Source organism: Paenibacillus chitinolyticus (assembly GCF_045038035.1).
Classification (GTDB): domain Bacteria; phylum Bacillota; class Bacilli; order Paenibacillales; family NBRC-103111; genus Paenibacillus_F; species Paenibacillus_F chitinolyticus_A.
Genome location: NZ_CP173427.1, coordinates 373982 through 398063 on the forward strand (window position 1 = coordinate 373982; position 24082 = coordinate 398063).

At 47.8% G+C, this 24082-nt stretch carries 40 protein-coding genes; all 40 read left to right on the forward strand.

Features of this window, described 5'->3' with window-relative positions:
• Positions 1 to 40: 40 nt before the first annotated feature.
• The 40 genes from rpsL to sat all read left to right on the forward strand — a co-directional run bounded on the left by rpsL (position 41) and on the right by sat (position 24029).
• A complete protein-coding gene (rpsL, locus tag ACI48J_RS01660) occupies positions 41 to 460 on the forward strand; it encodes a 30S ribosomal protein S12 (RefSeq protein ID WP_326053506.1) in 420 nt (139 codons plus the stop codon).
• Between the two features lie 42 nt (positions 461 to 502).
• Positions 503 to 973, forward strand: a complete 471-nt coding sequence (rpsG, locus tag ACI48J_RS01665) for a 30S ribosomal protein S7 (protein ID WP_016423665.1) — start codon at positions 503 to 505, stop codon at positions 971 to 973.
• 35 nt (positions 974 to 1008) lie between these two features.
• On the forward strand, positions 1009 to 3084 hold the full coding sequence (fusA, locus tag ACI48J_RS01670) for an elongation factor G (RefSeq protein ID WP_405081374.1): 2076 nt from the start codon (positions 1009 to 1011) through the stop codon (positions 3082 to 3084).
• Between the two features lie 45 nt (positions 3085 to 3129).
• Positions 3130 to 4320 (forward strand): elongation factor Tu, encoded by a 1191-nt coding sequence (gene tuf / locus ACI48J_RS01675; protein WP_326053508.1) that lies wholly within the window; start codon positions 3130 to 3132, stop codon positions 4318 to 4320.
• 431 nt (positions 4321 to 4751) lie between these two features.
• Positions 4752 to 5060 carry a 30S ribosomal protein S10 gene (gene rpsJ, locus ACI48J_RS01680; RefSeq protein WP_103998012.1) on the forward strand — a complete coding sequence of 103 codons (309 nt, stop codon included), beginning with the start codon at positions 4752 to 4754 and terminating at the stop codon, positions 5058 to 5060.
• A gap of 45 nt (positions 5061 to 5105) precedes the next feature.
• Positions 5106 to 5729, forward strand: a complete 624-nt coding sequence (rplC, locus tag ACI48J_RS01685; protein ID WP_326053510.1) for a 50S ribosomal protein L3 — start codon at positions 5106 to 5108, stop codon at positions 5727 to 5729.
• A gap of 16 nt (positions 5730 to 5745) precedes the next feature.
• Positions 5746 to 6372: a 50S ribosomal protein L4 gene (gene rplD / locus ACI48J_RS01690; protein WP_326053511.1), complete on the forward strand. Its 627-nt coding sequence runs from the start codon at positions 5746 to 5748 to the stop codon at positions 6370 to 6372.
• Positions 6369 to 6659 (forward strand): 50S ribosomal protein L23, encoded by a 291-nt coding sequence (rplW, locus tag ACI48J_RS01695; protein WP_009676809.1) that lies wholly within the window; start codon positions 6369 to 6371, stop codon positions 6657 to 6659. The genes rplD and rplW overlap by 4 nt, the downstream gene beginning before the upstream one ends.
• A gap of 30 nt (positions 6660 to 6689) precedes the next feature.
• Positions 6690 to 7520 (forward strand): 50S ribosomal protein L2, encoded by an 831-nt coding sequence (gene rplB, locus ACI48J_RS01700; RefSeq protein ID WP_326053512.1) that lies wholly within the window; start codon positions 6690 to 6692, stop codon positions 7518 to 7520.
• A 48-nt stretch (positions 7521 to 7568) separates the two neighbouring features.
• On the forward strand, positions 7569 to 7847 hold the full coding sequence (gene rpsS / locus ACI48J_RS01705) for a 30S ribosomal protein S19 (RefSeq protein WP_009676795.1): 279 nt from the start codon (positions 7569 to 7571) through the stop codon (positions 7845 to 7847).
• A gap of 30 nt (positions 7848 to 7877) precedes the next feature.
• Entirely contained in the window at positions 7878 to 8210 is a 333-nt protein-coding gene (gene rplV, locus ACI48J_RS01710) for a 50S ribosomal protein L22 (RefSeq protein ID WP_016423663.1), read from the forward strand.
• Positions 8211 to 8223: 13 nt separating this feature from the next.
• Positions 8224 to 8886: a 30S ribosomal protein S3 gene (gene rpsC / locus ACI48J_RS01715; protein WP_009676810.1), complete on the forward strand. Its 663-nt coding sequence runs from the start codon at positions 8224 to 8226 to the stop codon at positions 8884 to 8886.
• Between the two features lie 2 nt (positions 8887 to 8888).
• A complete protein-coding gene (rplP, locus tag ACI48J_RS01720) occupies positions 8889 to 9323 on the forward strand; it encodes a 50S ribosomal protein L16 (RefSeq protein WP_326053514.1) in 435 nt (144 codons plus the stop codon).
• A complete protein-coding gene (rpmC, locus tag ACI48J_RS01725) occupies positions 9313 to 9510 on the forward strand; it encodes a 50S ribosomal protein L29 (protein ID WP_405081375.1) in 198 nt (65 codons plus the stop codon). The genes rplP and rpmC overlap by 11 nt, the downstream gene beginning before the upstream one ends.
• A gap of 26 nt (positions 9511 to 9536) precedes the next feature.
• A complete protein-coding gene (gene rpsQ, locus ACI48J_RS01730) occupies positions 9537 to 9800 on the forward strand; it encodes a 30S ribosomal protein S17 (protein WP_009676813.1) in 264 nt (87 codons plus the stop codon).
• Between the two features lie 32 nt (positions 9801 to 9832).
• The gene (rplN, locus tag ACI48J_RS01735) at positions 9833 to 10201 is read left to right on the forward strand and encodes a 50S ribosomal protein L14 (protein ID WP_103998005.1); all 369 of its coding nucleotides are present in this window, start codon (positions 9833 to 9835) and stop codon (positions 10199 to 10201) included.
• 101 nt (positions 10202 to 10302) lie between these two features.
• On the forward strand, positions 10303 to 10656 hold the full coding sequence (gene rplX, locus ACI48J_RS01740; protein ID WP_009676802.1) for a 50S ribosomal protein L24: 354 nt from the start codon (positions 10303 to 10305) through the stop codon (positions 10654 to 10656).
• Between the two features lie 29 nt (positions 10657 to 10685).
• Positions 10686 to 11228, forward strand: a complete 543-nt coding sequence (gene rplE, locus ACI48J_RS01745; protein WP_009676826.1) for a 50S ribosomal protein L5 — start codon at positions 10686 to 10688, stop codon at positions 11226 to 11228.
• A gap of 93 nt (positions 11229 to 11321) precedes the next feature.
• Complete coding sequence (locus tag ACI48J_RS01750) at positions 11322 to 11507, forward strand: type Z 30S ribosomal protein S14 (RefSeq protein WP_040953112.1); 186 nt, start codon at positions 11322 to 11324, stop codon at positions 11505 to 11507.
• Between the two features lie 32 nt (positions 11508 to 11539).
• Entirely contained in the window at positions 11540 to 11938 is a 399-nt protein-coding gene (gene rpsH, locus ACI48J_RS01755; RefSeq protein ID WP_009676818.1) for a 30S ribosomal protein S8, read from the forward strand.
• A 29-nt stretch (positions 11939 to 11967) separates the two neighbouring features.
• Positions 11968 to 12510, forward strand: a complete 543-nt coding sequence (rplF, locus tag ACI48J_RS01760; protein WP_009676801.1) for a 50S ribosomal protein L6 — start codon at positions 11968 to 11970, stop codon at positions 12508 to 12510.
• A 52-nt stretch (positions 12511 to 12562) separates the two neighbouring features.
• Complete coding sequence (rplR, locus tag ACI48J_RS01765) at positions 12563 to 12928, forward strand: 50S ribosomal protein L18 (RefSeq protein WP_326053515.1); 366 nt, start codon at positions 12563 to 12565, stop codon at positions 12926 to 12928.
• Between the two features lie 28 nt (positions 12929 to 12956).
• On the forward strand, positions 12957 to 13454 hold the full coding sequence (rpsE, locus tag ACI48J_RS01770) for a 30S ribosomal protein S5 (protein WP_009676829.1): 498 nt from the start codon (positions 12957 to 12959) through the stop codon (positions 13452 to 13454).
• Between the two features lie 11 nt (positions 13455 to 13465).
• Positions 13466 to 13651, forward strand: a complete 186-nt coding sequence (gene rpmD / locus ACI48J_RS01775; protein WP_217562935.1) for a 50S ribosomal protein L30 — start codon at positions 13466 to 13468, stop codon at positions 13649 to 13651.
• Positions 13652 to 13682: 31 nt separating this feature from the next.
• A complete protein-coding gene (gene rplO / locus ACI48J_RS01780; protein WP_326053516.1) occupies positions 13683 to 14123 on the forward strand; it encodes a 50S ribosomal protein L15 in 441 nt (146 codons plus the stop codon).
• The gene (gene secY, locus ACI48J_RS01785) at positions 14123 to 15430 is read left to right on the forward strand and encodes a preprotein translocase subunit SecY (RefSeq protein ID WP_405081377.1); all 1308 of its coding nucleotides are present in this window, start codon (positions 14123 to 14125) and stop codon (positions 15428 to 15430) included. Before rplO ends, secY begins: the two co-directional genes overlap by 1 nt.
• 85 nt (positions 15431 to 15515) lie before the next feature.
• On the forward strand, positions 15516 to 16169 hold the full coding sequence (locus tag ACI48J_RS01790) for an adenylate kinase (RefSeq protein WP_326053520.1): 654 nt from the start codon (positions 15516 to 15518) through the stop codon (positions 16167 to 16169).
• Positions 16166 to 16918: a type I methionyl aminopeptidase gene (map, locus tag ACI48J_RS01795; RefSeq protein ID WP_326053522.1), complete on the forward strand. Its 753-nt coding sequence runs from the start codon at positions 16166 to 16168 to the stop codon at positions 16916 to 16918. The genes ACI48J_RS01790 and map overlap by 4 nt, the downstream gene beginning before the upstream one ends.
• Positions 16919 to 16927: 9 nt before the next feature.
• Positions 16928 to 17239 carry a KOW domain-containing RNA-binding protein gene (locus tag ACI48J_RS01800; protein ID WP_326053523.1) on the forward strand — a complete coding sequence of 104 codons (312 nt, stop codon included), beginning with the start codon at positions 16928 to 16930 and terminating at the stop codon, positions 17237 to 17239.
• A 3-nt stretch (positions 17240 to 17242) separates the two neighbouring features.
• Positions 17243 to 17461, forward strand: a complete 219-nt coding sequence (gene infA, locus ACI48J_RS01805) for a translation initiation factor IF-1 (protein WP_009676800.1) — start codon at positions 17243 to 17245, stop codon at positions 17459 to 17461.
• A gap of 88 nt (positions 17462 to 17549) precedes the next feature.
• Positions 17550 to 17663, forward strand: a complete 114-nt coding sequence (gene rpmJ, locus ACI48J_RS01810; RefSeq protein WP_003333770.1) for a 50S ribosomal protein L36 — start codon at positions 17550 to 17552, stop codon at positions 17661 to 17663.
• 20 nt (positions 17664 to 17683) lie between these two features.
• Positions 17684 to 18052 (forward strand): 30S ribosomal protein S13, encoded by a 369-nt coding sequence (gene rpsM / locus ACI48J_RS01815; RefSeq protein WP_016423661.1) that lies wholly within the window; start codon positions 17684 to 17686, stop codon positions 18050 to 18052.
• 21 nt (positions 18053 to 18073) lie between these two features.
• Entirely contained in the window at positions 18074 to 18469 is a 396-nt protein-coding gene (gene rpsK, locus ACI48J_RS01820; RefSeq protein WP_016423660.1) for a 30S ribosomal protein S11, read from the forward strand.
• Between the two features lie 122 nt (positions 18470 to 18591).
• Entirely contained in the window at positions 18592 to 19536 is a 945-nt protein-coding gene (locus ACI48J_RS01825; protein ID WP_326053525.1) for a DNA-directed RNA polymerase subunit alpha, read from the forward strand.
• A 24-nt stretch (positions 19537 to 19560) separates the two neighbouring features.
• Entirely contained in the window at positions 19561 to 19923 is a 363-nt protein-coding gene (rplQ, locus tag ACI48J_RS01830) for a 50S ribosomal protein L17 (RefSeq protein ID WP_009676799.1), read from the forward strand.
• 123 nt (positions 19924 to 20046) lie between these two features.
• Positions 20047 to 20817: a tRNA pseudouridine(38-40) synthase TruA gene (truA, locus tag ACI48J_RS01835; protein ID WP_405081379.1), complete on the forward strand. Its 771-nt coding sequence runs from the start codon at positions 20047 to 20049 to the stop codon at positions 20815 to 20817.
• Between the two features lie 174 nt (positions 20818 to 20991).
• Positions 20992 to 21429 (forward strand): 50S ribosomal protein L13, encoded by a 438-nt coding sequence (gene rplM, locus ACI48J_RS01840; protein WP_042235549.1) that lies wholly within the window; start codon positions 20992 to 20994, stop codon positions 21427 to 21429.
• Between the two features lie 20 nt (positions 21430 to 21449).
• Complete coding sequence (gene rpsI / locus ACI48J_RS01845) at positions 21450 to 21842, forward strand: 30S ribosomal protein S9 (protein WP_009676832.1); 393 nt, start codon at positions 21450 to 21452, stop codon at positions 21840 to 21842.
• 270 nt (positions 21843 to 22112) lie between these two features.
• On the forward strand, positions 22113 to 22805 hold the full coding sequence (locus ACI48J_RS01850) for a phosphoadenylyl-sulfate reductase (RefSeq protein WP_405081380.1): 693 nt from the start codon (positions 22113 to 22115) through the stop codon (positions 22803 to 22805).
• A 42-nt stretch (positions 22806 to 22847) separates the two neighbouring features.
• On the forward strand, positions 22848 to 24029 hold the full coding sequence (sat, locus tag ACI48J_RS01855) for a sulfate adenylyltransferase (protein ID WP_326053533.1): 1182 nt from the start codon (positions 22848 to 22850) through the stop codon (positions 24027 to 24029).
• The last annotated feature ends 53 nt before the right edge of the window (positions 24030 to 24082 follow it).

A 24082-nucleotide genomic window follows, 5' to 3' on the forward strand; every position in this document is an offset into this window, starting at 1 on the left:
CAATAAAGGAAGTAAGAAATGCTAGAGAGGAGGTGGCGGCATGCCAACAATTAACCAGCTAGTTCGTAAAGGACGTCAAGCTAAAGTCGTTAAATCGAAATCCCCAGCTCTCCAAAGAGGTTTCAACGCCCTGAAAAGAGAGTCCACGGAACTTAGCGCTCCACAAAAACGTGGTGTTTGTACTCGTGTAGGTACAATGACTCCGAAGAAACCGAACTCCGCACTTCGTAAATACGCTCGTGTGCGTTTGACGAACCGTGTAGAGGTTACAGCATACATTCCGGGTATCGGACACAACCTGCAAGAGCACAGTGTTGTTCTGATTCGCGGCGGAAGGGTTAAAGACCTTCCGGGGGTACGTTACCACATCGTTCGCGGTGCACTGGATACGTCCGGTGTTAACAATCGTATGCAAGCTCGTTCCAAATACGGTACGAAGCGTCCGAAAGCGAAGAAGTAATGATTTTTGAAGCATTTATTTTTTGGGGAAAGGGGGATCACTATGCCTCGTAAAGGTCCAGTAACACGCAGAGACGTATTGCCAGATCCAATTTACAACAGCAAATTGGTTACTCGTCTGATCAACCGCATCATGATCGACGGTAAAAGAGGGGTAGCACAATCGATTCTATACAACGCATTTGAACTCGTGCAAGAGCGTACCGGTAAGGAGCCGATGGAAGTTTTCGAACAAGCCATCAAGAACATCATGCCGGTGCTGGAAGTTAAATCTCGCCGTGTCGGCGGTGCTAACTACCAAGTTCCGATCGAAGTTAAACCTGAGCGTCGTACGACTTTAGGTTTGCGTTGGCTCGTAAACTACTCTCGTCTTCGTGGTGAGAAAACCATGGAAGAGAGACTGGCTTTCGAAATTATCGATGCTAGCAACAACACGGGTTCTTCCGTTAAGAAACGTGAAGATGTACACAAGATGGCGGAAGCGAACAAAGCGTTTGCTCACTACCGTTGGTAGGATTCAGATCCTTGAATTAGGAAGGAGACAAAACCATGGCAAGAGAGTTCTCCTTAAAAGATACGCGTAATATCGGGATCATGGCGCATATTGATGCGGGTAAAACGACTACAACCGAGCGGATTCTGTACTACACAGGCCGTACCCATAAAATCGGCGAGGTGCACGAAGGTGCAGCTACGATGGACTGGATGGAGCAGGAACAGGAGCGCGGGATTACGATTACTTCCGCCGCTACTACTGCTGCATGGAAAGGTCACCGCATCAATATCATTGATACCCCGGGACACGTTGACTTCACGGTAGAAGTTGAACGTTCCCTGCGTGTATTGGATGGAGCTGTTGGCGTATTCAGTGCCAAGGAAGGCGTAGAGCCTCAGTCTGAAACCGTTTGGAGACAGGCTGACAAATACAACGTTCCTCGTATTGCTTACGTGAACAAAATGGACATCATCGGCGCTGACTTCTTGGGAGTAGTTGATTCGATGCGTGACAAGTTGGGTGCCAACGCGGTAGCTATTCAGCTCCCGATCGGCGCTGAGAACGACTTTGTCGGCATCATCGACATCATCGAAGAAAAAGCTATTCTTTACAAGGATGACCTTGGTAAAGAAGTAGAAGACATCGAGATTCCGGCGGAGTACAAAGACAAAGTCGCTGAACTTCGTTTGGAGCTTGTTGAGAAAGTTGCCGAGCTTGATGAAGAGCTTACAATGAAGTACCTGGAAGGCGAAGAAATCACGGTTGCTGAGCTAAAAGCGGCTCTCCGCAAAGGCGTAGTATCCGTTCAAATCTTCCCGGTCATCTGTGGTTCTTCTTACCGTAACAAAGGGGTTCAGCCAATGCTGGACGCCGTTATCGACTACTTGCCGGCTCCAATCGACGTACCGGATATTCAAGGTGTTCTTGAAGACGGAACCGAGACGATCCGCAAATCTTCCGATACGGAACCTTTTGCTGCGCTTGCATTCAAAATCATGACCGACCCTTACGTTGGTAAACTCACGTTCTTCCGTGTGTACTCCGGCGTTCTGCAGTCCGGTTCCTATGTTCTGAATGCTACCAAAGGCAAACGTGAGCGCGTTGGCCGTATTCTTCAAATGCACGCTAACAGCCGTCAAGAAATCTCCGAAGTTTACGCTGGGGATATCGCGGCAGCCGTAGGTTTGAAAGATACAGGTACAGGCGACACCCTCTGTGACGAGAAAAATGCGGTTATCCTGGAGTCCATGAACTTCCCTGAACCGGTTATCGAAATCGCAGTTGAGCCTAAAACGAAAGCCGACCAAGACAAAATGGGCGTTGCGCTTTCCAAGCTTACCGAGGAAGATCCTACATTGCGCGCTAGTACCAACGAGGAGACCGGTCAAACGATTCTCGCGGGTATGGGTGAACTTCACTTGGAAATCATCGTTGACCGTATGCGTCGCGAATTCAAAGTGGACACTAACGTAGGTAAACCGCAGGTTGCTTATCGTGAAACGTTCAAGTCTGGTGCCAAGGTTGAAGGTAAGTTCGTTCGTCAATCCGGTGGCCGTGGTCAATACGGACATTGTTGGGTTGAGTTCCAACCGCTTGAACCAGGCAGCGGCTTCGTATTCGAAAGCAAAATCGTCGGTGGTGCTATTCCTAGAGAGTACATCGCTCCGATCCAAGCTGGTATCGAAGAATCCATGAAGAATGGCGTAATCGCCGGTTTCCCTGTTGTGGACATCAAAGCAACTGTCGTCGACGGTTCTTACCATGATGTTGACTCCAATGAAATGGCGTTTAAAATCGCTGGTTCCATGGCTCTGAAAGCAGCTAAGGACAAATGTAACCCGGCCCTGCTTGAGCCGATCATGAAAGTAGAAGTAACGGTTCCGGAAGAGTACATGGGCGACGTAATGGGCGACCTGAACTCCCGCCGCGGACGCATTGAGGGTATGGATAACCGTTCGGGTGCGCAAATCATCCGTGCTAAGGTGCCTCTCTCCGAAATGTTCGGTTACTCCACGACACTCCGTTCCAGAACGCAAGGTCGCGGTGTTTACTCCATGGAAATCTCGCATTATGAAGAAGTGCCTAGAACTATTGCAGAAGAAATCATTGCAAAAAACAAAGGCGCTTAATATAAAATTAAGCTTAAACTTTATCCCGAGGAGGAATTGTTTAACATGGCAAAGGCTAAATTCGAACGTAATAAACCGCACGTTAATATCGGTACTATTGGTCACGTCGACCACGGTAAAACAACTCTGACAGCTGCGATCACTAACGTACTGTCCAAAAGATATGGTGGAGCCGCAGTAGCATTCGACCAAATCGACAAAGCTCCAGAAGAGCGCGAGCGTGGTATCACTATCTCCACAGCACACGTTGAGTACGAGACTCCTAACCGTCACTACGCTCACGTAGACTGCCCAGGTCACGCCGACTATGTTAAAAACATGATCACTGGCGCGGCTCAAATGGACGGAGCGATCCTGGTTGTATCCGCAGCTGACGGCCCTATGCCGCAAACTCGCGAACACATCCTTCTTTCCCGTCAAGTAGGCGTTCCTTACATCGTCGTATTCATGAACAAATGCGACATGGTTGAAGACGAAGAACTTCTTGAACTGGTTGAAATGGAGATCCGTGATCTTCTTTCCGAGTATGAGTTCCCAGGCGACGACACTCCGATCATTCGTGGTTCCGCTCGTGAAGCTCTGCAAAACCCAGACGGCGAATGGGCCGACAAAATCATTGAGCTCTTCGAACAAGTTGATACTTACATCCCAACTCCAGAACGCGAAACTGACAAGCCTTTCCTTATGCCTGTCGAGGACGTATTCTCCATCACAGGTCGTGGTACAGTTGCTACAGGCCGTGTAGAGCGTGGTACTGTTAAAGTACAAGACGAAGTTGAAATCGTTGGTATCGCTGAAGAAACTCGCAAATGCGTAGTTACAGGCGTGGAAATGTTCCGTAAACTTCTTGATTCCGCTCAAGCTGGTGACAACATCGGCGCACTGCTTCGTGGTGTAGACCGTAAAGACATCGAGCGCGGACAAGTTCTTTCGAAACCAGGTTCCGTTAACCCGCACACTAACTTCTCTGCACAAATTTACGTTCTGACTAAAGAAGAGGGTGGCCGTCACAAGCCTTTCTTCACAGGTTACCGTCCTCAGTTCTACTTCCGTACAACTGACGTAACGGGTATCATCACCCTGCCAGAAGGAACTGAAATGGTTATGCCTGGTGATAACATCACTGTAACGGTAGAACTGATCAACCCAATCGCTATCGAGCAAGGTACTAAGTTCGCGATCCGTGAAGGCGGACGTACTGTTGGTGCCGGCGCAGTAGCAACAATCAGCAAATAATTTCGTCTAACGACGAACTTCATAAGAAACACGTACTGTAACGAGACCCCTGTACTGTAACGAAGTAAGACGAAGGCCCTGCCCTTGGTGGCGGGGCCTTTTTACATGAAAGTTTATCAATCTGTCAATAAAGTTCGGCCAAACACATTCGATGTCAAAGACAAAACAAACATCGCTATCTATAAAGAAAATCGAACGATTATGCACATGAAAGCGACATTTTCGGAAACCTTGTAGTTTCTAGATATTTGTCGTATAAAAATGTTGCATTTATCTTGGGTATTCGATATAATAGTGAGCGTTGGTCTGTGACGTTGCGATGATGTGAGAGGTTGCTGGCACACCCGGCCCCTTTGCCATGGGAGTGGTTGTCAGGAGATTTTCACGGAGTATGTCCGATACTAAATTGGGCGATAGAAGGAGGGACTTATATGGCAAAGCAAAAAATTCGTATCCGTTTGAAAGCTTATGATCATAGAGTGATCGATCAATCGGCTGAGAAAATCGTTGAAACTGCTAAGCGTTCCGGAGCAAGTGTTTCCGGTCCGATTCCGCTTCCAACTGAGAAGCAAGTTATCACGATTCTTCGTGCGGTACACAAATACAAAGATTCTCGTGAGCAATTCGAGCAGCGTACACACAAGCGTCTGATCGATATCGTGAATCCTACACCACAAACTGTGGATGCTTTGATGAGACTGGACTTACCGTCCGGCGTAGATATTGAAATTAAACTGTAAAGCTTCTATATATAGAAGAAACGAAAAGGAAAAGAGGTGTCAACGATGAAAGGTATCTTAGGTAAAAAACTTGGAATGACTCAAGTGTTTACACCGGAAGGAAACGTAGTACCTGTCACTGTTATCCAAGCTGGACCTTGCGTGGTTCTGCAGAAGAAAGATGTGGATAACGACGGATACGAATCGATCCAAATCGGTTTCGCGGACAAGAAAGAAAAAAATGCAACTAAGCCTGAAATTGGCCATGCCAAGAAGGCGAACACTGCTCCTAAGCGCTACGTTAAAGAATTTCGTGGAGTGGCACTGGGCGAGTACGAAGTTGGCCAAGAGCTGAAAGCTGATCTGTTCAGCGAGGGTGAATTTGTTGACGTATCTGGAACTTCCAAAGGTAAAGGATTCCAAGGCGTTATCAAAAGACACAATCAGCATACGGGTCCAATGGCTCACGGCTCCCGATATCATCGTGGACCGGGTTCGATGGGTTCCATCGCAGCTAACCGTGTAATGAAAGGCAAGAAATTGCCAGGACATATGGGTAGCGAAACCGTAACCCTGCAAAACCTGCAAGTTATTAAAGTTGATGCGGAACGCAACGTAATTCTTGTTAAAGGCTCCATTCCTGGTCCTAGAAACAGCTACGTAAGCGTGAAATCCGCGGTGAAAAAGTAAGAAAGGAGGAAGACTGATGCCAAAAGTAGCTCTTTATAATGTATCCGGCACACAAGTCGGTGAAGTAGAACTGTCTGATGCAGTGTTCGGTATCGAACCTCACGTACACGCTCTGCATGAAGCTGTTTTGCTCCAGCAAGCATCCGTTCGTCAAGGAACTCACAAGGTTAAAGGACGTTCTGAAGTACGCGGCGGCGGACGTAAGCCGTGGAAGCAAAAAGGTACTGGCCGTGCTCGTCAAGGTAGTATCCGTGCTCCACAATGGAAGGGTGGCGGTGTCGTATTCGGACCGACTCCTCGCAGCTATGGTTACAAACTGCCTAAGAAGGTTCGTCGTCTTGCAATCAAGTCGGCTCTGTCCTCGAAGGTAATCGATAACGACATTATCGTTCTGGATCAACTTCAAATGAATGCTCCGAAAACGAAAGAATTCGTAGCTATTTTGAAAAGCCTCAACGTAGAGCGCAAAGCTCTCGTGGTTGCTGCTTCTTACGAAGATAGTGTTGCTCTCTCCGCTCGTAACATTCCGGGAGTTAAATTCGTTGTTGCTGATGGAATCAACGTACTCGACGTAATGGTTCATGACAAATTGATCATTACGAAGGATGCGGTTCAGAAGGTAGAGGAGGTGCTTGCGCAATGAAGAACCCACGCGATATTATCAAGCGCCCGGTCATCACGGAACGTTCTACGGAAATGATGGCTGACAAGAAATATGTGTTCGAAGTTGAAATCCGCGCTAACAAAACGGAGATCAAGCAAGCGATCGAACAAATTTTCAAAGTAAAAGTATCGAGCGTAAACACACTCAGAATGCCAGCGAAGCCGAAACGTCAAGGACGTCACTCCGGTTACACTTCCGAATGGAAGAAAGCCATCGTGACACTTAGCGCAGACAGCAAAGAGCTGGAGTTCTTTGAAACGGTATAACAATATCTCTAAAGTAAGGAGGTAACACAGGTGCCAATTAAAAAGTATAAACCGACCTCTCCAGCAAGACGTGCCATGTCGGTATCTTCTTTTGAAGAAATCACGACATCCACACCGGAGAAATCCCTGCTTGCTCCTCTGAGCAAACAAGCTGGTCGTAACAACCAAGGTAAAATCACTACTCGTCACCAAGGTGGCGGACACAAGCGTAAATATCGCATCATCGACTTCAAACGCAATAAGGACGGCATTCCGGGTCGCGTTGCTACGATCGAATACGATCCAAACCGTTCCGCTAACATTGCTCTGATCCACTATGCAGACGGTGAGAAGAGATACATCATCGCTCCTAAAGGTCTGAAAGTCGGCGATCAAATCCAATCCGGATTGGGTTCTGACATTAAAGTAGGTAACGCGCTGGCTCTGGAAAACATCCCAGTCGGTACAGTTATCCACAACATTGAGTTGAAGCCGGGTAAAGGCGGACAATTGGTTCGTGCTGCCGGTACGGAAGCTCAACTTCTCGGTAAAGAAGATGTGTACGTGACAATTCGTCTTTCCTCGGGCGAAGTTCGCAAAGTGCTTAAAGGCTGCCGCGCGACAATCGGTTCTGTAGGTAACGAAGATCACGAACTTGTGAAAATCGGTAAAGCAGGACGTAATCGTTGGCTCGGTAAGAGACCAGAAGTCCGCGGGGTAGTAATGAACCCGAACGATCACCCACACGGTGGTGGTGAAGGCCGTGCTCCAATCGGACGTAAGTCTCCGTTGTCCCCATGGGGCAAACCGACACTCGGTTATAAAACTCGTAAAAAAGGCAAGGCTTCTGACAAGTACATTGTACGTCGTCGCACGAAGTAATTTATACACATCTGAATATCTTATGGTTCAGAGAAGGGAGGGGCTTCAATGGGTCGCAGCTTGAAAAAAGGTCCTTTTATCGACGGACACCTGATGAAAAAGGTCGAAGAATTGAATGAGTCGAGCAAGAAAACGGTAATTAAAACTTGGTCTCGTCGTTCTACGATTTTCCCGCAATTCGTGGGCCACACAATCGCGGTGTATGACGGAAGAAAACACGTACCTGTATACGTAACGGAAGATATGGTCGGACACAAACTCGGTGAGTTTGCACCAACTCGTACGTACAAAGGTCACGATGACGACAAGAAAACAGGCAAGCGCTAATCGTTATTTTTACTGAGAGGAGGTACTACTATGCAAGCTAAAGCTGCTGCTAAATTCGTTCGGATCGCTCCTCGCAAAGTGCAGCTGGTAATTGACTTGATTCGCGGCAAACAAGTAGGCGACGCGGTTGCAATCCTTCGCCATACTCCAAAGTCAGCTTCTCCGATCGTGGAGAAAGTGCTGAACTCCGCAATTGCCAACGCTGAGCACAACTATTCGATGGATCCTAACAAACTTGTTATTAGTGAAGTTTATGTGAACCACGGTCCAATCATGAAAAGATTCCGCCCTCGTGCGATGGGTCGTGCAAGCCGTATCAATAAACGTACCAGCCACATCACTGTTGTGGTATCTGAGAAATAAGGAGGGATAACGTGTGGGTCAAAAAGTAAGCCCGGTGGGTCTTAGAATTGGTATTATTCGCGATTGGGAATCCAAGTGGTATGCTGAGAAAGATTTCGGCGACCTGCTGATGGAAGACGTTAAAATTCGTGAATATCTGAAGAACAAGCTGAAAGATTCTGCAGTTTCCCATATCGATATCGAGCGCGCGGCTAATCGCGTTAACGTGACGATTCATACAGCTAAGCCTGGTATGGTTATCGGTAAAGGTGGAGCGGAAGTTGAAAACATCCGTAACTACATTGCCAACATGACAGGTAAGAAAGTACACATCAACATTGCAGAAGTGAAAAACCCTGAGCTCGACGCTGTCCTCGTTGCAGAAAGCATTGCACAACAGCTTGAGCGCCGCGTATCTTTCCGTCGTGCTATGAAACAAGCGATGCAAAGAACGCAAAGAGCGGGAGCTAAAGGAATTAAAGTTTCGACCAGCGGTCGTCTGGGCGGAGCGGAGATTGCCCGTACGGAAGGATACAGCGAAGGAACAGTTCCACTCCACACGCTTCGTGCGGATATCGATTATGGTACAGCTGAAGCGCACACGACCTACGGACGGATCGGCGTGAAAGTATGGATCTATCGTGGAGAGGTACTTCCGACAGCTAAGAAAAAGGCTCAATCGGAAGGAGGCAACTAATCATGTTAGTACCTAAACGTGTAAAACACCGCAAAGAACACCGCGGTAAAATGAAAGGTCGCGCTAAAGGCGGCACTGAAGTTGTGTTCGGTGAATACGGTCTTCAGGCTCTTGAGCCTGCGTGGATCACAAACCGTCAGATCGAAGCAGCACGTATTGCCATGACTCGTTACATCAAGCGTGGCGGTAAAGTGTGGATCAAAATCTTCCCTTCGAAGCCTATCACCCAAAAGCCTCTTGAAGTTCGGATGGGTAGCGGTAAAGGTAACGTTGAGAAGTGGGTCAGCGTAGTAAAACCAGGTAAAGTTATGTTCGAACTTGCCGGTGTTAGCGAAGAAGTTGCTCGCGAAGCTATGCGTCTTGCTATGCACAAGCTTCCCGTTAAATGTAAGTTCGTGAAGAAAGAAGAAGTGGGTGGTGAAGCACATGAAGGCTAGTGAATTCCGCAACTTAACCACTGCTGAGATTGAACAAAGAATTAACGGTTTCAAGGAAGAACTTTTTAACCTCCGTTTTCAACTAGCTACCGGACAACTGGATAACCCGGTTCAAATTCAGAAGCTGCGCAAAGAAATCGCCCGTGCGAAGACAATTTTGCGTGAAAGAGAACTCGGGATTGGTTAAGCAAATTCAGAAGGGAGGGCTCGTATATGGCAGAGCGTAACGAACGTAAAGTCCAAACCGGTAAAGTGGTCAGCGACAAAATGGATAAAACCATCGTTGTTGCCGTGGAAACTTACAAAAAACACGACTTGTACCACAAGCGGATTAAATATACGAAGAAGTTTAAAGCTCACGATGAGAACAATGAAGCGCAAATTGGCGACACCGTGAAAATCATGGAAACTCGCCCATTGTCTAAAGACAAGCGTTTCCGTCTCGTTGAGATCGTTGAAAAAGCAGTTATTGTTTAACCAACAGGTATAATCCGAAAGGAGGGACTAACATGATTCAACCATTATCTCGTTTGAAGGTTGCGGACAACTCCGGTGCGAAACAGCTGATGTGCATTCGTGTGCTTGGCGGTACTGGTCGTCGTGTAGGCAATATCGGTGATTTGATCATCTGCTCTGTGAAAGAAGCAACACCAGGGGGCGTTGTCAAAAAAGGTGATGTAGTCAAAGCGGTAATCGTTCGTACGAAGAGCGGAGCTCGTCGTAAAGACGGATCTTACATCACATTTGATGAGAACGCGGCAGTTATCGTAAAAGATGATAAGAGCCCTCGTGGAACTCGTATTTTCGGACCAGTTGCTCGTGAACTTCGTGATAGAGACTTCATGAAGATCGTTTCTCTTGCTCCTGAGGTTATCTAACACAGGCAGCTCAATTAAATTGCGGCGCGGCTTTCTTATGGAAAGTCCGGCAGCTCTTACGAAGTTAGCTTTCATACGAAAGCTTAGGAGGTGTAATCAACATGCCAAGAACGAAAAAGAGACTTGAGTCTCATAACCATAAACTGCATGTAAAGAAAGACGACACAGTTTTTGTTATCTCCGGCAAAGACAAAGGTAAGAAAGGTCGCGTTCTCGCAGCTTACCCGCGTGAAAATCGTGTTCTGGTCGAAGGCGTGAACATGATCAAGAAACATGCGAAACCTTCCCAGCAAAATCCTCAAGGCGGAATCATTACTCAAGAAGCTGCAATTCACGCTTCCAACGTAATGCTCGTGGATCCTAAGAGCGGCAAACCGACTCGTGTAGGTTACAAGGTCCTTGAGAACGGAACTAAAGTACGTATTGCGAAAAAATCCGGCGAAGCTATCGATTAATCGACTAAGTGCGGAAAGGAGGCACCAGAATGGCAGCAAGAATGAAAGATCGTTTCTTGAATGAAATCACTCCTGCTCTGATGCAGAAGTTTAACTACACCACTGTTATGCAAGTTCCGAAGATCGAGAAAGTAGTCATCAACATGGGGGTTGGTGAGGCTGTATCGAACTCTAAGGTGCTCGACAGTGCCGTAGAGGATCTGCAAAAAATCGCGGGTCAAAAACCGGTAATCACTCGTGCGAAGAAATCCATCGCGGGTTTCAAACTTCGTGAGAACATGCCGATCGGCGTTAAAGTAACACTGCGCGGCCAACGCATGTATCAATTCCTGGACAAATTGTTCAACGTATCGCTTCCGCGCGTACGTGACTTCCGTGGAGTTTCCTCCAAAGCGTTCGACGGACGCGGTAACTACACGCTTGGTCTTAAAGAGCAATTGATCTTCCCAGAGATCGAATACGATCAAATTGATAAAGTTCGTGGTATGGACATCGTAATCGTAACGACTGCGAAAACGGACGAAGAAGCTCGTGAACTGCTTACCCAACTCGGAATGCCGTTTGTGAAGTAAGAACAAATCATCACGGAGCTTTCGGAAGGAAGCCCCTGCCGATAATGATCGGAGAGAGTTTTCAGGCGAAAACTTGTAGGAGGTGTAATTTAAGTGGCAAAAACTTCGATGAAAATCAAGCAACAACGTCCCCCTAAGTTCAAAGTGCAGGCGTATACTCGCTGCGAACGTTGCGGCCGCCCGCATTCCGTTCTCCGCAAATTTAAAATTTGCAGAATTTGTTTCCGTGAACTAGCATATAAAGGCCAGATTCCAGGTGTGCGTAAAGCAAGCTGGTAATCCACTTATTTTCGGGAAGGAGGTTCACATCCATGGTTATGTCTGATCCAATTGCAGATATGCTTACACGCATTCGTAATGCAAACATTGTTCGTCACGAGACGGTAGAAATTCCGGCATCCAAGATCAAGAAAGAGATTGCTGAAATCCTCAAAAATGAAGGTTTCATCCGTGACGCTGAATTCGTAGAAGATAACAAGCAGGGCATCATCCGCTTGTTCCTGAAATACGGTCCGAATAACGAGCGCGTAATCACCGGTTTGAAACGTATCAGCAAACCTGGTCTGCGCGTATACACAAAATCCCAAGAGATCCCTCGGGTACTTGGCGGTCTAGGTATCGCTATCATCTCCACTTCCGGTGGCGTGATGACGGACAAAGACGCTCGTCAAGCAAAATCCGGCGGAGAGGTTCTCTGCTACGTTTGGTAATTTAGACTCGATTGAATGGAGGTGCAAACATGTCTCGTATTGGTCGCAAACCAATTACTGTTCCAAGTGGCGTTGACGTAAAACTTGAGAACACGACAATCACGGTAAAAGGACCGAAAGGAACCCTTTCCCGCGAACTTCACAAAGATATGAAGGTATCCGTACAAGACAATGTCATTACGGTTGAAAGACCTTCTGATCATAAACTGCATCGTTCCCTGCACGGCACGACTCGCAGCGTATTGAACAATATGGTTACAGGAGTAACGCAAGGTTTCGAGAAGAATCTGGAGCTTGTTGGCGTAGGTTACCGTGCTAACAAAACCGGAAACAAACTCGTCCTGAACGTAGGTTACTCTCACCCGGTTGAAATCAACCCTGAAGGCGGAATCGAATTCGACGTACCTAGCAACACGAAAGTGATTGTTAAAGGGATCGATAAAGAACTCGTTGGCGCAACTGCTGCCAAAATTCGTGCCGTTCGTGAACCTGAGCCGTACAAAGGTAAAGGTATTAAGTACGAAGGCGAGCGTATTATCCGCAAAGAAGGTAAAGCTGGTAAGAAGAAGTAAGGCGGCCTAAGGCCGGCCTGACATCGGAATACAGATGAAAGGAGTGCAACCCATGATTACTAAAGGCGATAAGAATAAAGCACGTCTGAAAAGACACCTGCGTGTTCGTAAGAAAATTCAAGGGACGACAGCACGTCCTCGCTTGAACATTTTCCGCTCTGAAAAGCACATGTATGCGCAAATCATTGACGATGTGAACGGAGTAACAGTGGCATCGGCATCCACTCAGGACAAAGAGCTTAAAGAGGTCAGCAACGGCGGTAACGTCGAAGCTGCTCGTAAAGTCGGCGAACTGATTGCGAATCGTGCGAAAGAAAAAGGCGTGAGCCAAGTAGTATTTGACCGCGGCGGATATCTCTATCACGGACGTGTTCAGGCTCTGGCCGAAGCAGCTCGTGAAGCTGGTCTAGAATTCTAAGAAAACATCTCATAAGGAGGTAAACGACTTGCGTGTAGATCCTAACACTTTAGAGCTGACTGAAAAAGTTGTTCATATTAATCGCGTTGCTAAAGTTGTAAAGGGCGGACGTCGCTTTAGCTTTAGCGCTCTTGTCGTAGTAGGCGATGGTAACGGCTATGTCGGCGCTGGTATCGGTAAAGCTTCCGAAGTTCCTGATGCAATCCGCAAAGGAATCGAAGATGCTAAGAAGAACCTCGTCCACGTTCCTATCGTTGGAACTACGATTCCTCACCTTGTAACTGGTCATTTCGGCGCTGGACGTGTGCTGCTGAAGCCAGCATCTGAAGGTACCGGAGTTATTGCTGGCGGCCCTGTTCGTGCAGTACTCGAACTTGCTGGCGTTGGCGACATTTTAACAAAATCCCTGGGTTCTTCGAACTCCATGAACATGGTGAACGCTACTTTAGAAGGTCTTTCCCGTCTGAAGAAAGCGGAAGAAGTAGCCAAACTTCGCGGCAAAACCGTTGAAGAGTTGATGGGTTAAGGAGGATAAACATGTCTAAACTTCAAATTACCCTTAAACGTAGTCTGATCGGACGCCCGGAAACACAGAAGAAGACGGTTCAGGCTCTTGGTCTCAAAAAGCTGAATCATTCTGTTGTTCAAAGCGACAATGAAGCAATCCGTGGTATGATTAATCAAGTCAGCCACCTTATTGAAGTTAAAGAAATTCAAGCATAAGTAACACATTCAATCTGGAGGAGGTGCAACTATGAAATTACATGAGCTGAGCTCTGCAGAAGGCGCACGCCACACTCGCAAGCGTATCGGTCGCGGTGTAGGTAGCGGACTCGGAAAAACTTCCGGACGCGGTCACAAAGGTCAGAACGCCCGTTCCGGCGGTGGTGTTCGTCCAGGCTTTGAAGGTGGACAAAACCCACTTTACCGTCGTCTCCCTAAGCGTGGTTTCGTGAACCCAACGCGTAAGGAATTTGCTATCGTTAACCTGGAAGACCTGAATAAGTTCGAAGCTGGTACGGAAGTAACTCCTGAGCTTCTGATGGAAACGGGTGTTGTAAAATCACCTAAAGATGGAATTAAGATTCTTGGAAACGGCGAACTCACTGTAAAGCTTACAGTTAAGGCGAACAAGTTTTCCCAATCTGCGGTAGATAAAATCCAGGCTGCCGGCGGTCAATCCGAGGTGATTTAATGTTCCGGACCCTGTCCAACATCTTTAAAGTAGAGGATTTGCGTAAGAGAATCATTTTCACGCTTCTCGTGTTAATCATCTACAGAATCGGCGCCTTCATTCCGGTTCCCAATATCAATGCAGAGCTTCTGAAGCTGCAGGATCAGGCCAACCAGAATAGCGTGTTCGGGCTGCTGAATACTTTCTCCGGCGGAGCGCTCTTCCAGTTCTCCATCTTCTCGATGTCGATCTTCCCGTACATTACGGCTTCGATTATCGTTCAACTACTGTCCATGGACGTTGTTCCAAGGCTTACACAGTGGGCGAAAGAGGGAGAAGTGGGGAGAAAGAAATCGGCCCAGCTTACTCGCTATTTAACGGTTGTGCTTGGCGTGATTCAAGCTTATGGATATGCGATCATGTTTAACAACTCCTTCCAGGGGCTTGTGATCAATCCAAGCTTTGCTACCTACTCTCTGATAGCGATTGTCTTGACGGCAGGAACGATGTTCCTGATGTGGTTAGGTGAGCAGATCACTGAAAAAGGGATCGGAAACGGGATTTCGATTATTATCTTCGCGGGAATCGTAGCTGCTATTCCGACAGGAATCAGTCAGATTTACCAGACGCAGTTTGCGAATGCAGGAGATGCCCTGTTCCTGAACATCTTGAAAATCGTCCTCATTCTGATCGTAGTAGTAGCCATCATCATCGGCGTTATCTACGTTCAGCAGGGAGTTCGGAAGATACCCGTACAATACGCTAAACGTGTTGTAGGGAGGAAAATGTACGGCGGACAGAGCACGCACATTCCCATGAAAGTGAATGCTGCAGGAGTAATTCCGGTCATCTTTGCCGTATCACTGCTTCAATTCCCGACGATTATTGCAGGTTTCTGGGCGGGGAATCCATTTGCGGATTGGATTATCCGCAATCTAAGCATTAACAATTCGGCGCCGATTGCGCTTGCTCTATATGTACTACTGATTGTCGGCTTTACCTATTTCTACACGTTTGTACAGATTAATCCGGTGCAAATGGCTGATCAAATGAAGAAGAACGGCGGTTATATTCCAGGCGTTCGTCCCGGAAAACCAACTTCCAGCTACCTGACAAGAGTAATGTCTAGAATTACTTTGTCCGGCGCCTTCTTCCTGGCTTTCATCTCGATTCTCCCAATGATCTTCGGGGCTCTGGCAGGTTTGCCAACTTCGGTCCGGATCGGCGGAACTTCACTTCTCATCCTTGTGGGTGTGGCATTGGAGACGTTGAAAACAGTAGAAAGCCAACTGATCAAACGTCATTACAAAGGATTTATCAACAAATAGCAATAGGTTCTGATGTAGGCACTTTGTTGCGGCATCGGCACCTATTGTGCTGTTCGTACTACTAAGTGCCGAAGGAGGGGAAAACGTGAACGTTTTATTTATGGGTCCTCCGGGTGCGGGTAAAGGTACTCAGGCGGAGAAAATTGTCAGCGAATTTCAGATTCCTCACATTTCAACCGGCGATGCCTTTAGATTGGCAATGAGTCAAGGGACGCCGCTCGGCATAGAAGCTAAATCCTATGTCGATCAAGGCAAACTTGTTCCAGACGAAATCACTAACGGTATTGTTCGTGAACGTCTGCAGCAGTCGGATTGCGACAAAGGATTTCTTCTCGATGGTTTTCCGCGGACGATTGCTCAGGCGGAAGCATTGGATGATATCCTGCAATCTCTGGGTAAGCGAATCGATCACGTCATTAATTTGAAAGTGGATCGCAGCTTCCTGCTGGCCAGACTGACCGGTCGCCGTATCTGCAAATCCTGCGGCGCCACGTATCACGTGATTTTTAATCCTCCGAAGCAGGAAGGCGTATGCGACAAATGCTCCGGCGAATTGTATCAGAGATCCGATGATACGGAAGAGAAAGTCGGTACCCGCTTGGACGAATACACGTCGAAGACAGCACCGCTTCTTGAGTACTACCAGAAACGTAACGTATTGCGCGAGGTTGATGGGGAGCAGGATATCGAGGATGTAACTTCCCAAATCAGTTCATTGCTGCGAGGTCATTCTGAATGATCATTTGTAAGTCCGAAGTAGAGTTGGAACTTATGCGTGAGGCAGGTCGAATCGTAGCCGAGACTCACAAGTTGATGGCTGAATCGGTCCGTCCGGGCATTACGACTAAGGACCTGGATAAAATCGCTGAGGAATACATTCGCAGTCAAGGTGCCGTACCCTCTTTCAAAGGCTACAACGGTTTCTCTGGCAGCATCTGCACTTCAGTTAATGAAGAATTGGTGCACGGCATTCCCGGCAGCCGCAAATTAGTCGAAGGCGACGTTATCAGCATTGATATCGGGGCACAATATAAAGGATATCATGGTGATTCGGCCTGGACTTATGGCGTCGGTGAAATTTCTGAAACCGCAAAGAAACTTCTGGAAGTAACTGAACGTTCGCTGTTTGCCGGATTGGCGGAAGCCAAACCGGACGCTCGGCTGTATACGATCTCACACGCCATACAGCAAGTGATCGAAGACGCGGGTTTCTCGGTTGTTCGTGAATATGTCGGTCACGGGATCGGCACGGAACTTCACGAAGATCCGCAGATTCCCAACTATGGGATTCGGGACAAAGGCCCCCGGCTTAAACCCGGTATGGTACTTGCAATCGAGCCTATGGTGAACGTCGGACAGCGATTCGTAAAGACACTCGAGGATGATTGGACCGTAGTTACCGTAGATAATTCCTTATGTGCACATTTCGAGCATACCATTGCCATTACGGTAGACGGTTATGAAATATTAACCCAACTGAAGGCTTAGGTGACCGAAGTGGTAGATCAGGAACAGCTGCCGCAACCCGGTCAAATCGTAAAAATTCTCCGAGGCAAAGATCAGGGTCAATATGCGGTTATCATCCGAGCGGAGGATTTCAAATTCGTTTGGATCGCCGATGGTGATAAACGCAGATTCGACCAGCCGAAGAAGAAGAATGTTCAGCATCTTCAGCTTCAGCCCAAGATCAGCGGAGAAGTTTCCAGAAGTTTAACGGAAAGCAGCCGTGTCACGAATGCCAAGTTAAGACATGCGGTGAAGAAGTTTATCGACAGTCTACAATCTGAGGCAGATGAGAAAGGAGAATAATCGGTGGCTAAAGAAGATGTAATTGAAGTGGAAGGTACAGTAATCGAACCTCTTCCGAACGCAATGTTTAAGGTGGAGCTTGAGAACGGACATAAAATTTTGGCCCATGTTTCCGGAAAGATCAGAATGCACTTCATTCGGATTTTACCTGGAGACAAGGTTACTGTAGAATTATCCCCATATGACTTGACGAGAGGTCGTATAACCTATCGATTCAAATAAATAGCTGCAACGCCGCAGTCTTAGCCGACATAGCGGCCAACCCTTACGAAGCAAGTTTGCGGTGGCAAACTCTCAGGAGGTAATAAACATGAAGGTAAGACCGTCGGTCAAGCCGATCTGCGAGAAATGCAAAGTCATTCGTCGCAAAGGCAACGTCATGGTAATTTGTGAAAACCCGAAACATAAACAAAAACAAGGTTAAAAGGAGGTGCACGTTCAACAATGGCACGTATTGCTGGTGTAGACTTACCGCGTGACAAGCGCGTTGAAATCGCATTGACGTACATTTTTGGTATCGGTAAAACGACTTCTCAGAAAGTTCTGAGCCAAACTGGCGTTGACGCATCCACTCGTGTTCGCGATCTTACGGAAGAAGAAGTAAGCAAAATTCGTGAAGTTATCGACAAAACGATCAAAGTGGAAGGCGACCTTCGTCGCGAAATCGCTCTGAACATCAAACGTCTGGTTGAAATCGGATGCTACCGTGGTATCCGTCATCGTCGTGGCCTGCCTGTTCGTGGTCAACGCACGAAAACCAATGCTCGTACACGTAAAGGTCCTCGTCGGACTGTAGCTAACAAGAAGAAATAATAAAGGGGGTTAGAGTGAACAATGGCTAAACCTAAAAAAGTCGTCCGTACGAAACGTCGTGACCGTAAAAATATTGAATCCGGTGTGGCACACATCCGTTCCACATTCAACAATACAATCGTAACGATCACGGATCCTCATGGAAACGCGCTTTCCTGGGCAAGTGCCGGTAACCTGGGCTTCAAAGGATCCCGTAAAAGCACTCCGTTTGCTGCGCAAATGGCTGCTGAATCTGCAGCTAGAGCCGCGATGGAACATGGTCTGAAAGTTGTTGAAGTCATGGTTAAAGGCCCTGGCGCCGGCCGTGAAGCAGCAATTCGTTCTTTGCAGGCTGCTGGTCTCGAAGTCAACCTGATTAAGGACGTAACACCAATTCCGCATAACGGTTGCCGTCCTCCAAAACGTCGTCGCGTGTAATTTCAAGTCGGCATGTGGTATAAATATTCTAAACATGTGAATAATGATGTTGAAGGATAGGCATACTACATCGTTTATGGAAATGTTCCAGGGTAACGACGTTTTGAAGGAGGGTTAATTTCATGATCGAAATCGAAAAGCCAAAAATAGAGACCGTATCTTTAAGCGAAGACGGAGCTTACGGCAAATTCGTCGTAGAACCGCTGGAACGCGGATACGGGACCACATTAGGTAACTCACTACGTCGTATCTTACTGTCTTCACTACCGGGTGCTGCGGTTAGCTCTGTACAAATCGACGGAGTTCTCCATGAATTCTCGACTATTCCGGGAGTTATGGAGGACGTAACGGAGATTATTCTGAATCTGAAAGGTCTTTCTTTGAAAATCCATTCAGATGAAGAAAAAGTATTGGAGATCGACGCCGAAGGAGAAGGTAGAATCACAGCTGCTGATATTCGCGGAGATAGTGATGTGGAGATCTTGAACCCGGATCTTCATATCGCGACTCTATCGTCTGACTCTCGTCTTCATATGAGAATTCATGCGACCAGAGGCCGCGGTTATGTGCCGGCTGATAAGAACAAACGGGATGAGCAGCTTATTGGCGTCATTCCGGTTGACTCGATCTACACTCCGATCACGCGTGTGAACTACACGGTAGAGAACACTCGTGTCGGCCAAGTGACGAACTACGACAAACTAACCCTCGAAGTGTGGTCGGACGGAAGTATTCGCCCTGAGGAAGCAGTAAGTCTTGGTGCGAAGATTCTGACGGAACACCTAATGCTCTTTGTTGGATTAACCGATGAAGCTAAAGATGCGGAGATTATGGTAGAGAAAGAAGAAGATAAGAAAGAGAAAGTTCTCGAGATGACGATCGAGGAACTGGATCTTTCCGTTCGTTCTTACAACTGCCTGAAGCGTGCCGGTATCAATACCGTGCAAGAGCTGATCACCAAAACCGAAGAAGATATGATGAAAGTGCGTAACCTTGGCCGTAAATCTCTTGAAGAAGTTCAAGAGAAGCTCGAAGAGCTGGGTCTTGGCCTGCGTACGGAAGAATAATCACCTCAGAAGGAGGGTTAAGACATGGCATATCAAAAGTTAGGCCGTGACTCCAGTGCGCGGAAAGCATTGTTCCGCGACCTCGTAACGGACCTTTTCATTAACGAGCGCATTCAAACAACTGAAGCGAAAGCGAAAGAAGTTCGCTCTATCGCCGAGAAGCTCATTACATTAGCGAAACGCGGAGATCTGCATGCTCGTCGTCAAGTAGCTGCATTTGTTCGTCGTGAAACCGCAGGAGACCAGGATGCAATCCAGAAATTGTTCTCCGAGCTGGCAACTCGCTATGCGGAGCGTCCAGGTGGATACACACGTATCCTGAAACTGGGACCTCGTCGTGGAGATGCTGCTCCTATGGTATATCTGGAACTGGTAGACCGGGCGTAACGAAGGGTGGGAAAGGGTGGACAGAATCTTTGGATTCTGCTGAAGCCCTTTTTTTGCAATCTGACCGGATTGTGCTCACCTCCCGATCAACCTGTCCGTTCGGTATACGGAGGGTATGGTTTCGTGAGAAATATAAGAATAACGGTAAGTTATGACGGCACCTCGTACTCGGGTTTTCAGACGCAGCCTCATGGCAATACGGTCCAGGATTATCTGGAACGGGCCATTCGGATGCTGTCCGGGGAGACGGTGAAGATCACCTCATCAGGGCGGACGGACGCTGGCGTTCACGCCCGCGCTCAGGTGATCAACTTCACTACAGCCTCCCAGATCCCCGCAGAACGCTGGTGCCTTGCTCTTAATTCCAGGCTTCCGAAAGATATCGTTGCGCTTCGTGCGGATGAAGTGCCCTTATCTTTTCATGCCCGCAAGTCGGCAAAAAGAAAAACCTATTCCTACACGATCCGTACTGCGCGGATACCGGATACTTTTCAACGCCGATACCAATTCCACCATCCCAATCCTTTGGATGTGGATGCCATGAGAGACGCTCTAGCGGCGATCCTAGGCACGCACGACTTCTCCTCGTTCTGTTCGGTCAAAACCGTAGCCGAATCGCGTATTCGTACGATTTATGACGCTTGGATCGTTGAAGAAACGGATCAAATGTCTGTCGAGCCCAACCAGCCGGGGGAGCTTCGCTTTTATTTCACCGGTAGCGGTTTTCTCTACAACATGGTCCGGATTCTCGTGGGAACATTGATACAAATCGGGGAAGGCAAACGCCCAGCCGAAGAAATGGCTGCGATTTTGAGGGGACGTAACCGGGCGCTTGCGGGCCCGACAGCCGAAGCCCACGGGCTGATGCTGTGGAATGTAGAATACGCGGAATAATGTAATTTAATTCTTGCTATTCCCTGGACTATGCTGTAAAATATGTGATGGTGTTTCTTGAAGGGCTACCCCACGGCCCCGACTTCAAAAACACTCTAAGATTCAAGATGTATTTTAACCAATGACTATGTTTGTTAATAAAGTTCGGAGATATATTTTTAGGAGGATCAGAGCATGCGTACCACATATATGGCTAAGCCGAATGAAGTTGAACGCAAATGGTACATCATTGATGCTACCGGCAAGACGCTCGGACGTCTGGCTAGTGAAGCTGCAAGCATTATCCGCGGCAAACACAAACCGCAATTCACCCCGCACGTGGATTCCGGAGATTTCGTAATCATTATCAACGCCGAGAAGATTCATCTGACCGGCAACAAACTGCAAGACAAGAAATACTACCGTCACTCGATGCACCCAGGTGGTCTGAAAGTTACGACAGCTCAAGATATGCTGAACAAAAAGCCTGAGCGTGTACTGGAACTTGCTATTCACGGCATGCTGCCTAAGACACGTCTTGGCAACAGCATGAAACTGAAGCTGAAAGTATATGCAGGCGCGGAACATCCACACCAAGCACAACAACCAGAAGTTTGGGAACTTCGGGGTTAATTGAAAGGGAGGACTGACTTGTGGCACAAGTTCAATACTACGGAACCGGTCGTCGTAAGCATTCGGTAGCACGTGTACGTCTAGTACCGGGCGAAGGACGCATCATCATCAACAAACGTGACCTTAACGAATATTTCGGCCTGGAAACGCTGAAACTAATCGTGAAACAACCTCTGACGCTGACCGAAACAATCGGCAAGTACGATGTACTCGTACTGGCTAACGGCGGCGGAATGAGCGGACAAGCCGGCGCAATCCGCCATGGCATCTCCCGCGCACTGCTTAAAGCAGATCCTGAATTCCGCGGTTCTCTGAAGCGCGCTGGATTCTTGACTCGTGATCCACGTATGAAAGAACGTAAGAAGTACGGCTTGAAAGCAGCTCGTCGTGCACCTCAGTTCTCGAAACGTTAAGATCAGTTTATACAAAGCAAACCCTTCTGGGTACAGAAATGTACCGGAAGGGTTTTTTTGTGTTCTTTTGACCGTTCCGGATAAATGATCCTTTTCTCGTACGTTATAACACTCTAGAATTCCGAAATAACGTACGAACCTATCGATCTTTTGTTCAATATGATAAAAAGATCGTCTTTAGGCTATTGACAACACTAAGTTGTGATTTATAATGAAATAAAATAACAAAACAGATTAGGATACTCGGAATTAAAACGGGAGGGTACAAAGATGAATTTGTTCGAAAAGGAAGCGTTAGTGAACAAAGCCGCTGAAGAATTTGAGAACCAGTCACCCGAAGAGCTTATTCGATGGGCGGTTAACACATTCCCGAGCATTACGCTCGCTTGCAGCTTCGGCGCGGAAGACGTAGTCCTGGTGGATATGCTGCACAAAGTGAGCCCGGAAACAGATATTTTTTATCTGGACACTAATGTGCATTTTCAGGAGACGTATGATACAAGAGATCGTTTGGAAGATCACTATCAAAAATCTTTTATTCAGGTACTCCCTAAGCTCACACTGGAAGAACAAGCGGCTCAGTACGGCGCCGAGCTGTGGTTGTCCGCTCCGAACGAGTGCTGCAACATCCGCAAGGTGGATCCCTTAACGGACATTTTAAAAAATTACGACGCATGGATTACGGGAATCCGCAGGGATCAAGCACCGACACGGGCAAATGCCAAAAAGGTTGACTATGATGTAAAATTCGGGCTTGTTAAATTTAATCCGCTTGCTAGCTGGACTTCGGACGATGTTTGGGAGTACATTCGTTCCAACGGTATTATTTATAACGCTCTTCATGACCAGAACTTCCCTAGTATCGGCTGCAGCCACTGCACGAAGGCGGTCGCTCCGGGTGAAGATCCGCGGGCGGGCCGCTGGGCAGGCAATGACAAAACGGAATGCGGACTCCATAAGTAAGCGGGAAACGGACATTATTAGAAGAACAAAGGAGAGACATCCATGCCATCTTCAATCTCGCCTCACGGCGGCACTTTAATTAATCGCCTGATTACGGGAAGCGAACGCGAACAACTTCTTGCGGCGGCGGGCGATCTGCCTCAAATTCGCATAAACAATTGGGCCATTTCCGACCTTGATCTTATTGGAGTAGGAGCATTTTCCCCGCTAACCGGTTTTCTGAATGAAGAAGACTACCTTTCGGTTGTCGAAAGCATGCGTTTGGCGGATGGCACCGTATGGAGCATACCTGTTACCCTGGCGGTTGAAGAAGCCGATGCGGAAGAGCTCGCTGTCGGTACGCAAGCGGCTTTGGTGGGAGAAGAGGACGGCGTCGTATACGGTCTTATCAACGTGACGAGCATATACAAGGCCGATCAGCTGCTTGAAGCCCGTCAAGTCTTTAAAACGGACGATAAGGAGCATCCTGGCGTCCAGAAGCTGTTATCGAGGCCGTCTACCTATATCGGGGGCCCTGTGCAGGTGTTGAATAGACCGAAGCCGGCCAAGTTCGAAGATTTTTACTACGACCCGGCCGAGACTCGCCGAATTTTTGCCGAGAAGAACTGGCGGACTATCGTAGGGTTCCAAACCCGTAATCCCGTCCACCGGGCCCATGAATATATTCAAAAATCCGCTATGGAAATCGTCGATGCCCTGTTTCTGAATCCGCTGGTTGGCGAAACCAAGTCCGATGATATTTCCGCCGATGTCCGGATGAAAAGCTACTTCGTTCTCCTTGAAAATTATTATCCTTCGGATCGTGCTTTTCTCGGTGTCTTTCCGGCTGCTATGCGCTACGCGGGTCCGCGGGAAGCGATTTTCCATGCTTTGGTCCGTAAAAACTACGGCTGTACCCATTTTATCGTAGGCCGCGACCATGCGGGTGTAGGCGATTACTACGGTACTTATGAAGCCCAGGAAATCTTCAGTAACTTTACACCGGAAGAAATCGGCATTACGCCTCTTTTCTTCGAGCATAGCTTTTACTGCACGAAGTGCGGGAATATGGCATCGAGCAAAACTTGCCCGCACGATAAAGCTGACCACCTGCACCTGTCGGGCACGAAAGTACGCGCCTTGCTGCGTGACGGCCAATGCCCGCCCCAGGAGTTCACACGCCCGGAAGTGGCGAAGGTGCTCATAGACGGCATGTCAGAGCCTGTAGGTACGTCCGCGCAGTAGGTATAATTGTCCACCCTGTCCCATATAGATGAATGGAGTCTATTGGGGAACAG